This is a genomic window from Alkalibacillus sp. S2W (assembly GCF_046764385.1).
Taxonomy (GTDB): domain Bacteria; phylum Bacillota; class Bacilli; order Bacillales; family Alkalibacillaceae; genus Alkalibacillus; species Alkalibacillus almallahensis.
In genome coordinates this window covers 1,073,020-1,086,980 of sequence record NZ_CP177234.1, presented here as the reverse complement: position 1 = coordinate 1,086,980, position 13,961 = coordinate 1,073,020, and the positions used below count along the sequence as shown (strand labels likewise).

13 protein-coding genes and 1 tRNA gene are annotated in these 13,961 nt (G+C 38.4%); 6 read left to right on the top strand and 8 right to left on the bottom strand.

Features of this window, described 5'->3' with window-relative positions; translation table 11 throughout:
- Positions 1 to 176: 176 nt before the first annotated feature.
- Together ACKXGF_RS05930 and ACKXGF_RS05925 are read right to left on the bottom strand one after the other, a co-directional pair.
- Positions 177 to 1,856: a PucR family transcriptional regulator gene (locus ACKXGF_RS05930; protein ID WP_411955292.1), complete on the bottom strand. Its 1,680-nt coding sequence runs from the start codon at positions 1,854 to 1,856 to the stop codon at positions 177 to 179.
- A gap of 160 nt (positions 1,857 to 2,016) precedes the next feature.
- On the bottom strand, positions 2,017 to 3,414 hold the full coding sequence (locus tag ACKXGF_RS05925) for a tyrosine phenol-lyase (protein WP_411955291.1): 1,398 nt from the start codon (positions 3,412 to 3,414) through the stop codon (positions 2,017 to 2,019).
- Between the two features lie 192 nt (positions 3,415 to 3,606).
- Here ACKXGF_RS05925 and ACKXGF_RS05920 point away from each other — a divergent pair, with 192 nt between their 5' ends.
- Positions 3,607 to 3,852: a GlsB/YeaQ/YmgE family stress response membrane protein gene (locus tag ACKXGF_RS05920; RefSeq protein ID WP_167264021.1), complete on the top strand. Its 246-nt coding sequence runs from the start codon at positions 3,607 to 3,609 to the stop codon at positions 3,850 to 3,852.
- A 60-nt stretch (positions 3,853 to 3,912) separates the two neighbouring features.
- Here the strand turns inward: ACKXGF_RS05920 and ACKXGF_RS05915 are convergent, their stop codons facing one another.
- Positions 3,913 to 5,283 (bottom strand): dipeptidase, encoded by a 1,371-nt coding sequence (locus ACKXGF_RS05915; RefSeq protein ID WP_167264023.1) that lies wholly within the window; start codon positions 5,281 to 5,283, stop codon positions 3,913 to 3,915.
- Positions 5,284 to 5,542: 259 nt separating this feature from the next.
- Positions 5,543 to 6,073 carry a YceI family protein gene (locus ACKXGF_RS05910; RefSeq protein WP_411955290.1) on the bottom strand — a complete coding sequence of 177 codons (531 nt, stop codon included), beginning with the start codon at positions 6,071 to 6,073 and terminating at the stop codon, positions 5,543 to 5,545.
- 135 nt (positions 6,074 to 6,208) lie between these two features.
- Here ACKXGF_RS05910 and ACKXGF_RS05905 point away from each other — a divergent pair, with 135 nt between their 5' ends.
- Together ACKXGF_RS05905 and ACKXGF_RS05900 are read left to right on the top strand one after the other, a co-directional pair.
- Positions 6,209 to 6,520: a winged helix-turn-helix transcriptional regulator gene (locus ACKXGF_RS05905; RefSeq protein WP_167264026.1), complete on the top strand. Its 312-nt coding sequence runs from the start codon at positions 6,209 to 6,211 to the stop codon at positions 6,518 to 6,520.
- Positions 6,521 to 6,808: 288 nt separating this feature from the next.
- Positions 6,809 to 9,295 (top strand): S8 family serine peptidase, encoded by a 2,487-nt coding sequence (locus ACKXGF_RS05900; RefSeq protein ID WP_411955289.1) that lies wholly within the window; start codon positions 6,809 to 6,811, stop codon positions 9,293 to 9,295.
- 320 nt (positions 9,296 to 9,615) lie between these two features.
- Here ACKXGF_RS05900 and ACKXGF_RS05895 read toward each other — a convergent pair whose 3' ends face one another.
- Genes ACKXGF_RS05895 through ACKXGF_RS05885 form a run of 3 tightly spaced genes read right to left on the bottom strand, consistent with a single transcriptional unit; the run spans position 9,616 to position 10,960 of the window.
- Positions 9,616 to 9,873 carry a GIY-YIG nuclease family protein gene (locus ACKXGF_RS05895; protein WP_411955288.1) on the bottom strand — a complete coding sequence of 86 codons (258 nt, stop codon included), beginning with the start codon at positions 9,871 to 9,873 and terminating at the stop codon, positions 9,616 to 9,618.
- Entirely contained in the window at positions 9,873 to 10,739 is an 867-nt protein-coding gene (locus ACKXGF_RS05890; RefSeq protein WP_411955287.1) for a gamma-glutamylcyclotransferase, read from the bottom strand. Before ACKXGF_RS05890 ends, ACKXGF_RS05895 begins: the two co-directional genes overlap by 1 nt.
- Positions 10,740 to 10,768: 29 nt before the next feature.
- The gene (locus ACKXGF_RS05885) at positions 10,769 to 10,960 is read right to left on the bottom strand and encodes a hypothetical protein (protein WP_411955286.1); all 192 of its coding nucleotides are present in this window, start codon (positions 10,958 to 10,960) and stop codon (positions 10,769 to 10,771) included.
- A 99-nt stretch (positions 10,961 to 11,059) separates the two neighbouring features.
- Here ACKXGF_RS05885 and ACKXGF_RS05880 point away from each other — a divergent pair.
- A tRNA-Val gene (locus tag ACKXGF_RS05880) sits at positions 11,060 to 11,131 on the top strand.
- 139 nt (positions 11,132 to 11,270) lie between these two features.
- Here ACKXGF_RS05880 and ACKXGF_RS05875 read toward each other — a convergent pair.
- Entirely contained in the window at positions 11,271 to 11,780 is a 510-nt protein-coding gene (locus tag ACKXGF_RS05875) for a YfiT family bacillithiol transferase (RefSeq protein ID WP_411955285.1), read from the bottom strand.
- A gap of 159 nt (positions 11,781 to 11,939) precedes the next feature.
- Between ACKXGF_RS05875 and ACKXGF_RS05870 the strand changes: the two genes are divergently transcribed.
- Both ACKXGF_RS05870 and ACKXGF_RS05865 read left to right on the top strand, forming a co-directional pair.
- A complete protein-coding gene (locus ACKXGF_RS05870) occupies positions 11,940 to 13,586 on the top strand; it encodes a DUF2075 domain-containing protein (protein ID WP_411955284.1) in 1,647 nt (548 codons plus the stop codon).
- Entirely contained in the window at positions 13,579 to 13,878 is a 300-nt protein-coding gene (locus ACKXGF_RS05865; RefSeq protein WP_411955283.1) for a nucleotide pyrophosphohydrolase, read from the top strand. Before ACKXGF_RS05870 ends, ACKXGF_RS05865 begins: the two co-directional genes overlap by 8 nt.
- The last annotated feature ends 83 nt before the right edge of the window (positions 13,879 to 13,961 follow it).

Below are 13,961 nucleotides of genomic sequence, written 5' to 3'. Positions count from 1 at the left end.
GGTTTGATAATGTGCAAAGTGTATGAAGTTTTCAGGAAAGTATTTATACACTTTTTGAAAGCGCTATCATTCATTAGATAAATCCTTTGGTTTTTAAAATAAGTAGCCGAGTTTATTTCAAAACTTCATAGAACATAAAAAAACTTGGCATGTGCCAAGTTTTTCATCAACCATTCTTATTTAAATTGCTTTAGCAACCACAGTCTGACGCTTAATTCGAGCATAAACGAATCATCTGCATCAACTAACGTTAAACCTGTTAATTGTTCAATGTTACGCAAACGATATAATAACGATTGGCGATGTAAATTAAGGGCTCGTGATGTTTGGCTGACGTTCCCTTTAAACTTCTGATACGTCATAAAGGTATGAATTAGATCCGTTTGTCGTTTACGATCATACTCAATTAATGGATTCACTGTTTCCCGTACCATCTCAATTAGAGCTTCGTTATCAGCCACATTCATTAACAAGCGATTGACTTTCGTCTCTTCAAAAAACGTTCGATCTCCAAAACCAGCTTCATCTGTATGAATATCCAGGGCCGTTCGTGCTTCTTGATAACTTTCATAAAACGCTCGCATCCCATTAGCGTGTAAACCAATGCCCCAAGCAAAATAAACATGAGCTAATTGATCATGCAATCGTCGCTCGACCATATCTAAAAAGTGATTAACCGTCTCTTGATACCCTGAATGGTCTATTTCTAAAAAAATAATAACTTCTCCTTCATCAAATGAGGACATCGTTTTACGGTCGAGCTGCTGACTAGCATGAGTTATTTCTTTCTGTACATAATAGTTCAGACTATGTAACGATGATTGCCCAGGTTGATCGTAGTGATCATCCCAATCCGTTTCAATTTCTTTTAATTGAAAATCTCCGACAATACAAGCATAAGGTAAAGTTAAGTCATACCCTAATAATTCCCCTTTAGACAGCATTTTAGCATCAAGAGCTGTATCGTCTTTTGCTAACTGCAAGACAAAGTTATCCTTTAAACGAATTTCTGTCTTTTCAACAGCGTTTTCAGTTAAAAAATATAGCGCACAAGCCGTTAAGCCGTGTTCTAAGGCATGCATGGTAAACCAATTTAACTCTTCTGCAGATTTCGGCATCACCAACAAATAACCTTGCTTCTTATTATTTGAAAAAATCGTTAACTCATAACATGTTTTCTCACCGACTAAGTATTGATTCAAATGGTGATATAGTGGATGTTCAGTTAGAGGTAAGTCAGGACGGACAAGTTGTTCCACAGCTATATCGCGTTCGCCATTTAGAGCAGCAATCACATCAGCATCAAAATCACAATTAGCACGAATATTCTTCTCATCATCACTGATCGCAACAGGAATTTCAATGGCATGATATAATTGGTTCATTAACTCCTCCAATGTACAGCCATTCAACACACTCGTCACTAGTGCTTGGCGCAAAGCTTCAACTCGATTACGATTGGACTCATTTTCTTCATTGATTAGTTGAATTACGCGATGAATAATATCAGAGAAACGCGTTTGCCATGAGACTTCGATTAACGTGAAATCGTGTTCTTGCGCAAGCTTCAGTACCTCTTGAGGTATAGCAGATACATAGCGGCCAGTTGCAATCATTAAAGCTGTTGCCCCTGAATCAATAATATCTTGAACAAAGGAACGAAATATTGAAGGGTGATCCTCACAACCAATCCCTGTCGACAGAACAAATTCATGCTTACGTACAAAATTTTCAACCGGAATCTCAATGACTGATATCCATTCAATGTCACGTTGATCAAGTTCTGTTTCACCAGTATGAACAACCGCTTCATTCATAATATCTAGATTAAGCACATCACGCATTGACACGCCCATGTTCTCACCTTCTCTCCTATCTGTTCTTTTATTATAGATGGATTTAGTGAAAACCGTCAATTCAGAATATTGCGATATTTGATAAAAAAGTGTCGGCTTAAGTAAACCGACACTTTTCATAAGTTATAATCAAATTCAGCATTCAAAGATAATTAGCTAATCACGATTCATTTGCGATTAATGTACTTTTTAACGGCGAAAAACGGGCGTTAAAGAAGCGTAATGTTGGCGGTTCATAATCCATTGATAAGCCTTTGATTTGTTCTCTTTTATTATAAAGATTAATCACTGAATCAGCGACAACATCCATATGGCTATTGGTATAGACGCGTCTAGGGATTGTTAGTCTTACCATTTCTAGTTTCGGTACATTATGTTCCCCGGTTTCTTTATTACGCCCAGCCGAAACAATGCCCCGCTCCATCGAACGAACACCTGAATCAAGATAAAGCGCTGCTGCTAGTGATTGTGATGGGAACATTTCCCGGTCTAAATGACTTAAAAATGCTTTAGCATCTAAATATACAGCATGACCACCAATTGGACGGACAATCGGAACGCCTGCTTCCATTAATTGTTCGCCTAAATAACGAACTTGCTTAATCCGATGCTCAATATAAGCATCATCCATCGATTCGTACATCCCTTGAGCCATCGCTTCCATATCACGGCCAGCCATTCCACCATAAGACGGCATCCCTTCATATACGACAACTAACTCACGAGCTCGTGTATATAAATCAAAATCATTCATCGCTAGGAAACCACCAATATTAACTAGCGGGTCCTTCTTACCACTCATGGTGCAGCCATCAGAGAATTTGAACATGTCACGGACAATATCTTTAATCGGGCGGTTTTGTTGGCCCTCTTCTCTTTCTTGGATAAAATAAGCATTTTCAACGCAACGGGTCGCATCGAACATAACGTCAATTCCATGCTCTTGGCATAAGGTATAAGTCTCTTTCAAATTCGCTAAGCTAACTGGTTGGCCCCCTGCCATGTTGACCGTCACAGCGACACAGACATAAGGGATTTTATCAGCTCCGACCTCATCAATTAATTCTTCTAATTTCACAAGATTTACATTACCTTTAAAATCAAGCTCAGCTGAAGGATCATGTGCCTCATCAATAATGACATCTACAAATGTACCACCATTCATTTCTTGGTGAGCACGAGTTGTCGTAAAGTACATGTTACCAGGAACGTAATCTCCAGGCTGAATTTTCATCTGTGATAATAAATTCTCAGCCCCGCGACCTTGATGGGTCGGAATCACATAATCATAGCCAAATAAATCTTGCACCGCATGTTCTAGCTTGTACCAACTTTTACTTCCGGCGTACGCTTCATCACCCATCATCAGCGCGCCCCACTGTTTATCGCTCATCGCATTCGTACCGCTATCTGTTAACAAGTCAATATAAACATCTTCACTATCAAGTAAAAATGTATTGTAACCTGCTCGTTTCAACGCTTCCTCTCGTTCTTCGCGGTTAAGCATCGTCAGTGGTTCGACCGCCTTTATTTTATACGGTTCAGCTGTGCGTCGCATTCAAACACCCCTTTTTATATTTTCTTAATTTTCAGTATATAAATAGGCTTAAAAACTAACAAGCACACTCATAAAAAGATAAACGCTTTAACGTCATAAAATTTACATCATTTTGCATCTAAATCCTTAATGTTTAATAGAACATTAAAAAAGGGTAATGTTTGAATAAAAGAAGAAAGGAGTGCTGTTCAGATGTTAGAACTTATATTATTTATAATTGTCGGCGGCCTAATCGGTTGGATTGGCGGTATGCTGATTGGTGGCACACCTGGTGGAATTATCGGAAATATCGTGAGTGGCTTTGTTGGCGCTTGGATTGGTCATAATCTATTTGGAACAATTGGCCCTGAAGTCATGGGGATTGCTGTATTCCCTGCCATTGTTGGCGCACTGATCTTTGTTGCAATCTTAAGTTTAATCATGAAAGTTGTGAAATAGACAAATTTTTCCCCCATTTAATAAAGAAAGCTCGGCCAGGATTCTGGCCGAGCTTTCATCTTATTGTTCACCTAACAAATACATGTAATGGACGAGTGTTTCCATACCTTGGTCGAAGTTTTCTAAGTGGAAATGTTCATTCGGTGCGTGTAGATTTTCATCTGGTAAACCAAAGCCCATTAGCACCACGGGTACATTCAAGATACGATCCAATTCAGCTACAATCGGAATCGATCCTCCTCCACGAACATAAGCCGTATCATTTTGATAAACCGTTTCGTAGGCTTGAGCCGCTTTCTGAATAACAGGATGATCAAATGGTGTCACATATGGCTTACCTTTATCAAATGGTGTCACACTCACATTCACACCCACTGGAGCCTGAGCATGAACATGTTTCGTCAGTTGTTGAACAATATGTTCTGGATCCTGGTCAGGTACCAAACGACAAGTGATCTTAGCCGTTGCTTGATTTGGTAACACTGTCTTGATGCCTTCCCCTTGGAATCCACCATAAATACCGTTAACTTCTAAAGTTGGACGGACAGAGGTGCGCTCAACATAAGAATAACCCGCTTCACCATCTAAAGCTGGAACACCAAGGTCATCTTTTAACTGCTCTTCATCAACTGACACGCGCGCTAACGCATCACGCTCATCTTGCGTTAATTCAGGAATATCGCGGTAAAAATCTTCTACTTGAATGAAATTATTATCATCACGGAACGAATCCACGATTTTAACAAGCGCATGAATTGGGTTTACGACGCCTCCACCATATTCACCTGAATGGAGATCACTATTCGCCCCTTCAACATCAATTTGAATACCTGCTAGACCACGCAAACCGTACGTGATCGTCGGTTTTCCTTTTTCTACTAAGGCCGAATCAGACACAATTACAAGGTCAGCATTAAGTTGATTAGCATGCTCATCCGCAAACTTCGGTAAATTTGGGCTACCGATCTCCTCTTCACCTTCAATTAATACTTTGAAGTTTACAGGTGGCGCATCATCTTGGTTAATGACAGCCTCCATCACTTTCAAATGCATAAAGACTTGTCCTTTATCATCAGTCGCGCCACGTGCATAAATTTTCTCATCACGAATTGTTGGTTCAAACGGCTCCGAATCCCATAAATGGACAGGGTCAACTGGTTGTACGTCATAATGACCGTAAACTAAAACGGTCGGCGCATTACCATCTGCTATGTATTCACCATAAACAACAGGGTGACCGTCTGTCTCCATAATTTTAGCTTCTTGGAAACCAATATTATGAAGCTCTTGTTCTACCCACTGAGCACCGCGCAATGTATCTTCCTTGTGTTCAGATAATGAACTAATACTTGGTATTTTCAAAAAATCTTGAAGTTCCTCCAGGTGACGTTCACGATTATCTTTTAAAAACTGAATAACTTGCTTCTGCATAACTGCCCCTCCTTAAACTAATTCTTCATTCCATTATAAAATAAAAGGACTGATTGTGCATGACTTAATCATTAAAAATAACGTTTTGGTCACTATTTTATTTCGGTGATTTTAATTGATTATGTAATAGAAATGATATTAGAATCAACTAAGATAAGACTCTAGAACCATGAACGCGACCAGGCACAGCACTATCTATCTCACATAACATTAAACTTAACCAAAAAAAAGAGAGACCGTGGCCTCTCTTAAAATAACTTTATTCTTCAATTACAAATTCAAGTGCTGCTTGAACTTTGACTTCTTTACCAATTAATACGCCACCTGTTTCAAGTGGTGCGTTCCACGTCAGGCCATAATCTTCACGGTTAACTTTACCTTCAATATCAAAACCAGCAACCATGTTACCACCCATCGGATCTTTTGCAACACCATTTGCTTCTACTTTGAATGTTTCCTCATTTGTCACGTCTTTAATCGTAACATCTGCCACCATTTCATATTCTGAATCAGCGACTTTATTAAATGATTTAGACTGAACAGTGATCGTTGGATAATTTTCTACATCGAAGAAGTCTTCTGATTTTAAGTGACCGTTACGATCTTCTTGATTTGTTTCAATTGAATCTACATAAACAGTTGCTTTCGCATTAACTGTGTCTAAATCTCTAGGATTACCACTTACTTCTACATCGAAGTTTTGGAATTCACCTTTCGCTTTAGATACCATCATGTGTTTGACCTGGAAATCAATCGAGCTGTGTACTTTGTCTAGTGATACTTGTGCCATAAAAATAGCCTCCTCAAAATATGTTACTTACTTTATGTAACTAACTATACACAAATAATTTAATAAAGTCAAGTAAGTAAAATGATTTTCAATCGTCAACAAATTGGTTATAATGTAAGCAAGAGGTGATCGCATATGGATCAAACGATTTGCCCGAAATTCGAAAAAGCTTTATCCATTATGAACAAACGCTGGACTTCTTTAATTATTTTTCAACTATTAGAAGGCTCTCAGCGTTTTTGTGAAATAGAGTCCGCCATTGGTGTCAGTGGACGCGTTTTATCAGAACGCCTAAAAGATTTAGAGAAAGAAGGAATGGTGACGCGCACTGTTCACGACGAAACGCCTGTGCGGATCGAATATTCCTTAACGGATAAAGGCCATTCTCTTAAGCCAGCGCTTAATCAAATCCAGTCGTGGGCTGATGAATGGGTCGAAGCGGAATAACTTATGAGATACTCTCGCTTATAGAGCGGGAGTATTTTTTAGGTCTAAAGCACCAACCTCTTCTCATTACCTTGTGTAAATTGACTATTCACCCCGAATTCAACGTTCGAATGACCTATTCGATTTTTCCCTCACCATTTTCTATTCCCACTCACACACATGCTAAAACATCTATTGTTCAAATTTTCTAAATATTAGTTATATAGTCGCAAGGGAATTTGATGGCGACTATGGAATAGTTAAGTTGTGCGCCATATGGCGAAACAATAAATCTTAGGAGGGAATTGAATGTCGAGAAGGTTACGCAAGTTTTTATTAGGGGTTACCGCCTTTTTACTGGCTCTCAGTGTATTCATTATGTCTACAGATTATGCTGAAGCAAAGGGTAAAGGTAAAAACAAAAGTAACGACAAGCATCAAGACACAAGTGAAGCAAGTAGCGAACTACAAAAGACCGGAACCATTCACGGTGAGTTTGATTATGAGTCTGATGAGGCCGTTACAGTTATTGTTGAGATGACCTCTCCTTCGGTCTTAGAAGGTAAACATCAAAATACATCCGTTGATCGTGATACGTTAAAAGAAGAACGTGGTTCTGTTATTGATCACATCCAATCAATTTCAGAATCTAGCAAGGTTAACCGAGAATATGATTACGTCTTTAGCGGTTTTTCACTTGAAGTTAAACAAAGCGATATTAGAGCAATCGCTGCTGTTAACGGAGTTGAAGCTGTTTATCCAAACGTTAAACACGAAGTAACGAAAGTTGATGAACAATCTTTTAGCCAAGATGAAGTATCACCTGAAATGATTGATACTGCGCCTCATATCGGTGCTCCTGATGTATGGGAAGATCTTGGTTACACAGGTGAAGGTGTGACAGTCGGGGTTATTGACACAGGTGTCGATTACACACACCCAGACCTTAATCATGCCTTTGGTGACTATAAGGGCTATGACTTTGTCGATCAAGATGAAGACCCACAAGAAACACAACCTGAACAAGGTGAAGTCACTAATCATGGTTCACACGTAGCTGGGACGATTGCCGCTAATGGACTTATTCAAGGTGTTGCACCCGAAGCTGATATACTTGGTTACCGCGTATTAGGTCCAGGTGGTAGTGGTACAACAGATAACGTCATTGCAGGGATTGAACGCGCCGTTGAAGATGGCGTCGATGTCATGAATTTATCTTTAGGTAATACGAATAATGATCCAGACTTTGCGACGTCTCTAGCACTTGATAACGCTATGCAAGACGGAGTTGTTGCTGTTTCTTCAAACGGTAATAGTGGTCCAAGCGATTGGACAGTTGGCTCACCAGGTACAAGCCGTGAAGCTATATCTGTTGGAGCAAGTGAACTGCCATATATGCTTTATAACGTCGGAATCGATGTGAATGGATTAAGTGCTGATAGTGCAGATGTGATGGGCACACCTTCATCTGAAGCTCTTCAAGCATTGAATGAAGGTGAATATGAATTAGCACAAGCTGGATTAGGTTCAGCTGACGAAGTGGCTGAAGTTGACTTAGAAGGGAAAATAGCTTTAGTCGAACGTGGTGAATATCCATTCGTTGATAAAGCTGAAAACGTTGCCGCGGCAGGTGCCGTCGGTATGGTGATTTATAATAATGTTGAAGGTACACAACCACGTGTTGGTAACATGGCTGTACCTACCATTAAAATGTCTAAGGCTGACGGTGCTGCTTTAGTTGATTCAGTAGAAGCTGGAGAAAACACAGTCACTTTTAATATTGAAGAAGATGGAATGTCAGGTGAGACCATCGCAGACTTCTCTTCTCGAGGCCCTGTAACAGATACATGGATGATTAAACCTGATGTTAGTGCACCAGGGGTTAATGTTATTAGTACTGTTCCAACCCATAATGATGCCATGCCACATGCTTATGCGGCGATGTCTGGTACAAGTATGGCAGCTCCTCATGTCGCGGGAGCAGCAGCATTAGTTGTTCAAGCACATGAAGACTGGGATGTCGATGAAGTGAAAGGTGCCCTAATGAACACAGCTGAACCACTCGAAGATTTAAGTGGTGAGCGCTACCCGAACAATACACAAGGTGCTGGTAGTATCCGTATTCCTGAAGCGATTACGACAGATACACTGATGGCACCAGGTTCATATTCTTTCGGTACATTTGAAAAAGACAACGGTAAAGAAGTTGAACGTCAGCATTTTGAAATTGAAAACCTATCTAATGAGCGTAAACGCTACGATATGGACGTGACCTTATTTGATGGCAATGATCACATCAAAGTGAAGACAAGCAATAACTTAAATGTTAAAGCTGGCGGCACACAAAAAGTAAACATGAACGTTCAAGTCGATGCTGGAAAACTTGATGGCGGATATTATGAAGGATTATTTACGTTGAAAGACGATAATGAAACAATCGAAATTCCTACCGTCCTATTCGTCCAAGATCCATATGATGTATTCGAAATTGACGACCTCATGGCATATGGAGACTTCACATTAGACCAAGGCATTTTCGATGTCACACTTGGATTCAATTACGATATTGAGTACGTCGATTTTGCGATTTACGATTCAGGATTATCAGCTGGAGCAGTCATTGCTCAAGCAGGTGCTCATGACGCAGGCGAGCACAACTTCACAATTGATGCGAGTCCTATCTTGCCTCAATTACCTACAATCTTACCTTCTGATGGTTACAACTTTGTCGTCTTTGTTGGCAAAGGAGATAAAGAAGAAGGTTGGGTACTAGGTGAATTTGATTTAGAAGAATAATTGATTAATGAAAGCATTGGGGCGAGGCCCCAATGCTTTTTATTTTGTTCACTCGTCTAATTATTAAATAAAGCCTTTCAATTATGAAACAATCATCTCTATTTATGAGATAATCCCAGCAATTTGTGAGACAATCATCTCAATTTGTAAAATAACAACCGCCATTTGTGAGATAACTTCTACCATTTGTGAGATAATCAATCTCATTGGAAGATAAACCCAATCAATTATGAGATCACTTGTATAAATGAACTCATAATGACCCAAAATTATTTAAAAAATTAATTGAGCCATAAAAAAAGAACCTGCACCTAACAGGTTCACTCTATATTCATCACGGCAGTGCGAACGATCTCTTCCTTCGCCTGCTTATGTAATTGTTTAATCGCTGCTTCTCTTCGCATAGCTTCAGATTTCGTTTGAAACGATTCTTGATACACTAATTCAACTGGTCGCTTGGCCCGGGTATATTTTGCCGCTTCACCCGCCTGATGTTTAGCAACTCGCGCTTCGACATCATTCGTATACCCTGTATATAGAGACCCATCACAGCAACGCAATATATAAATAAAAAACATCACAATTCCCCTTCTACACCCATCTCATCAGGTTGTCGTAATAAAGCTGCTCGTTCATGCACTTTTGCCAAATAAGAGGAGCTGACATCTGGTGAAGCACCGCGTAAAATTTCCCGTAAGTAATGATCAGGTGGGGCCAACTCTTCTTGTTTATCAATCACAATAAACGTCAGCATAGAGTGCAACTCACCGTTAAACTCGACATCCACGACAGCTGGACGGTACCTGCCCACATTTACACCTTCACGTTCATACAAATAATGTATTGCCCACATCGTAACCTGATAAACAATCCCTTCAACCATGTCATCAGCTTCAACAATATCTGCTCGACCACCATCTGGTAAATGAGTGGTAAATTGTAACTCAAAACCACTCAACTGACCTCTCCCCATTCGATCAAACTCAGATAGCACACCAGCCTGTTCAATTCTTTCGGTATCCATACAAGACCCATAGGCAAAATAATAAGGCCTAAATCGATTAAGGATAGATTCTAATCGCCAATCACCTGATGCAATCGTGGACCATTCCTTAACTTGGTGGGCTACCATATAATATGTATATGCATTTAAAAAGCCATAATCTGTCTTCACCTCGACCTGAACACGTTCATAATAAGGATCCTGTTTCGGCTCATACCCTTCAAGCGCATTAATTTTTATCAGCGTTTCCTCAGATACTTCATACACCTCACCATAGACCCAAGATGAATCGTCCAATACCACCGCAGGAAATCCTAATTCAGTATCCACCATTCTACCTTGAATTGAAGCTTGATAGGCTATTAATTTCTCTTCGGCTATTATTCTGTGATTCCGTTCACCATAACGAAGCGTACCATAAACAAACACGTACGTCCCCATAATAACCTCCCCCTATTCTTAACCTAAGCCTACTGTTTTTTCATTTCTTTCATTAAGGTGAAAACACGCTTACTATATATGTAAACCATAACGGCTAGTCCGACGACGAAAAGCGCCGATAATCCGATCCATACAAAATTTAAATACTGCGGAAATACAAACGCAAAAACACCAACCACAGCTAAACCAATTAATAAATAAGTTAAAATGCGCGGTAACATAAAATTTTACCTCCAACTCATCAAAAAGTGTTGACATTCATATTATAAGCTATTATATTAGTACTTGTCGACAAAACGTCGGTGACAATTCAACAACAAGACTCCGTAGCTCAGTGGGAGAGCACTTGCTTGACAGGCAAGGGGTCGCTGGTTCGAATCCAGCCGGAGTCACTAGGCAAATGCGTCCAACTGATATCCGATCGGTTGGGCGTATTTTTTATATCTATGAAAAACCGGCCATCAAGTAGATAGCCGGTTTCATCATAGCTTAGAAAATTTTAAGCATTATCGAAATGAACTATGAACCCATTTAATTTCCTAACGCAATCTTTATATGCTCTAAATGATGCTCCTCATGCCACGATAACTTCGCTAGCTTAGTCGCAACTGAAATTTCACCCTCATCCGCACGGGTGAAAACTCTAGATAACTCGTCTTCACTAATACTCTTACCCAGAGCAACAATCCGTTCATTAATACCCTCTAACATTTTAATCGAACTTTCAACAGATAGCTTAGTATCTGGCTGCACGGCCCACTCATCTTGGTCAAATGCAGGCACAGTCGGATTATTGTCCGTTAAAACCATCTTTAGTCGTTGATACATATTCAACTGGGAGTCAGCAATATGATGCACCAACTGACGGACATTATAACTACCTTCACGATACGTTTTCTCTAAGTCTGATTCACTTAAACCCTCCACTGTTTCTCTTAACCTGTTCGTATAAGTCTCAATATCTTTCATCCATTCATGGATATGATCTAACGTTATAGTTTCAGGCAATTCTAATTGACCGATTGGGAATTTAACATCCATGTGTAGCCTCCTTTTGGGGTTGATTAAATAATTATTTACTACATTTTAACATATTCCAATTGGCACTATCTTTCTTGCGCTCTACTGAATAAAATATTCAGTATTTCTCTCCAACTATGTTAAGATATAACAAAATTCAACAATAGGGTGAAGAACCATATGAGTGACCTAGTATTTGAAACACGAGCATTTAATCAATCAGAATTACAGAACTTCCAAACGATTTATTTAAATGACTATCCAATTGTTTATATATTATTTAACAACAAAAAGAATCCAACCGCATATATTGGTCAAACAGCTCATGCCAATAAACGTCTGCAAAGTCACTTAAATGACCCAGAACGTAAAATTCATGAACAAACAATTCTCATCGGACATGAGAAATTCAATCAATCAGCTACATATAATATTGAGACTAATTTAATTAATTACTTCATTGCTGATAATCGATATAAGTTACAAAATGTGAGTCAGACAACCATAAAGCGGACACATAATTACTTTCAGAAAGAACTCTACAACCATCATATTTTCCGGAATATATGGGAAAAGTTACGTGAGCATAATATCGCACAAGAATCCATTGAAGACCTACAAAACAAAGACATTTTTAAACTATCTCCTTTTAAAGAATTGACTGATGAACAAGTAGAAGTTAAAAAACAAATTATCGATTTTTGTAAAGCTAAGTCAAAACAATCAGGACAAAATGTACTTATTGTTGAAGGAGATTCAGGTACAGGGAAAAGTGTCTTACTCAGCTCCTTGTTCAACACTTTGCAAGATTTTGCGAATGAATCGAGTTCGAACCTTTACAATACAAACAACTATTTACTCGTAAATCATAGTGAAATGCTAAAAACTTATGAAAATATCGCTTACAGTCTACCTAATTTAAAGAAAAAGCAGTTTGAGAAACCAACTTCTTTTATAAATAACATGGATAAAAATAATGAAAAAGCTGATATTACTTTAGTTGATGAAGCGCATTTATTATTAACTAAAGAAGATTCATATAATAATTTTCGTTACAATAACCATCTCGATGAAATCATTAAAAGAAGTCACACGACTATCGTCATCTTTGATCCAAAACAAGTTCTAAAAATTAAAAGTTACTGGAACGAAAGATTGCTTCAAGAGATAACCAATCAATATCAAGCTGATACACTAAAATTAGAAAACCAGTTACGTATGAATGCATCACCAGAAATAGTAAACTGGATTAATCAATTTACTGAGAAAAAGCTAGAATCTATCCCGCATGAAAATGACTCTTTTGACTTGAAGATTTTCGATAACCCTGAATTATTTAAACAATCTATGTATGATAAAAATAATGAATATGGTTTATCAAGAATAGTCTCTACTTTTGATTATGAACATAAGAAAGACGGAGCGACTTACTATGTTGACCCTAATGGTATTAACATGCCTTGGAACATAACCGATGAAAATAAGACATGGGCTGAGGAAGCTGGTACTATTAATGAAGTAGGGTCAATTTATACTGTACAAGGTTTTGACCTTAATTATGTAGGGGTTATATTAGGACCATCTATTTCTTACGACGAAGTAAATGACCGATTAATTGTTGATGCAGATCAGTATCAAGACAAAGGCGCATTTCAACGTCGAAAAGACTTTTCGTATGAAGAAAATGAACGGATCAAAGAAGAAATTATTCTAAATTCAGTTAATGTCTTAATGAAGCGGGGTATTCGTGGATTGTACATTTATGCAACTGACCCAAAATTACGTAATAGATTACTCGAATTGAAAGGAAATGATATTCATGAATAATCTTAATCAGCTAATTCAATCCATCAACGAATTTCGCGACGCTCGCAATTGGAGAGAATATCATAATCCAAAAGACCTTGCCGTTTCAATTTCAATAGAGGCTGCTGAATTACTTGAAGATTTTCAGTGGAAAAATAGTGAGCAAGCTTTGGAAGACAATATGGAAAATATTCAAGAAGAAATTGCTGATGTTCTTATTTATACAATGATGCTATCTTCGGATTTAGATTTGGATATTGAAGAGATTGTAACGAAGAAACTTGAGAAGAATGCTGAGAAATATCCGACATAATCTTTTTTAATAAACTTGCTCAACACAAACAAATGTGTTGAGCAAGTTTTTTGAAGTCCGACCTATTTAATTTTAATTGTAAT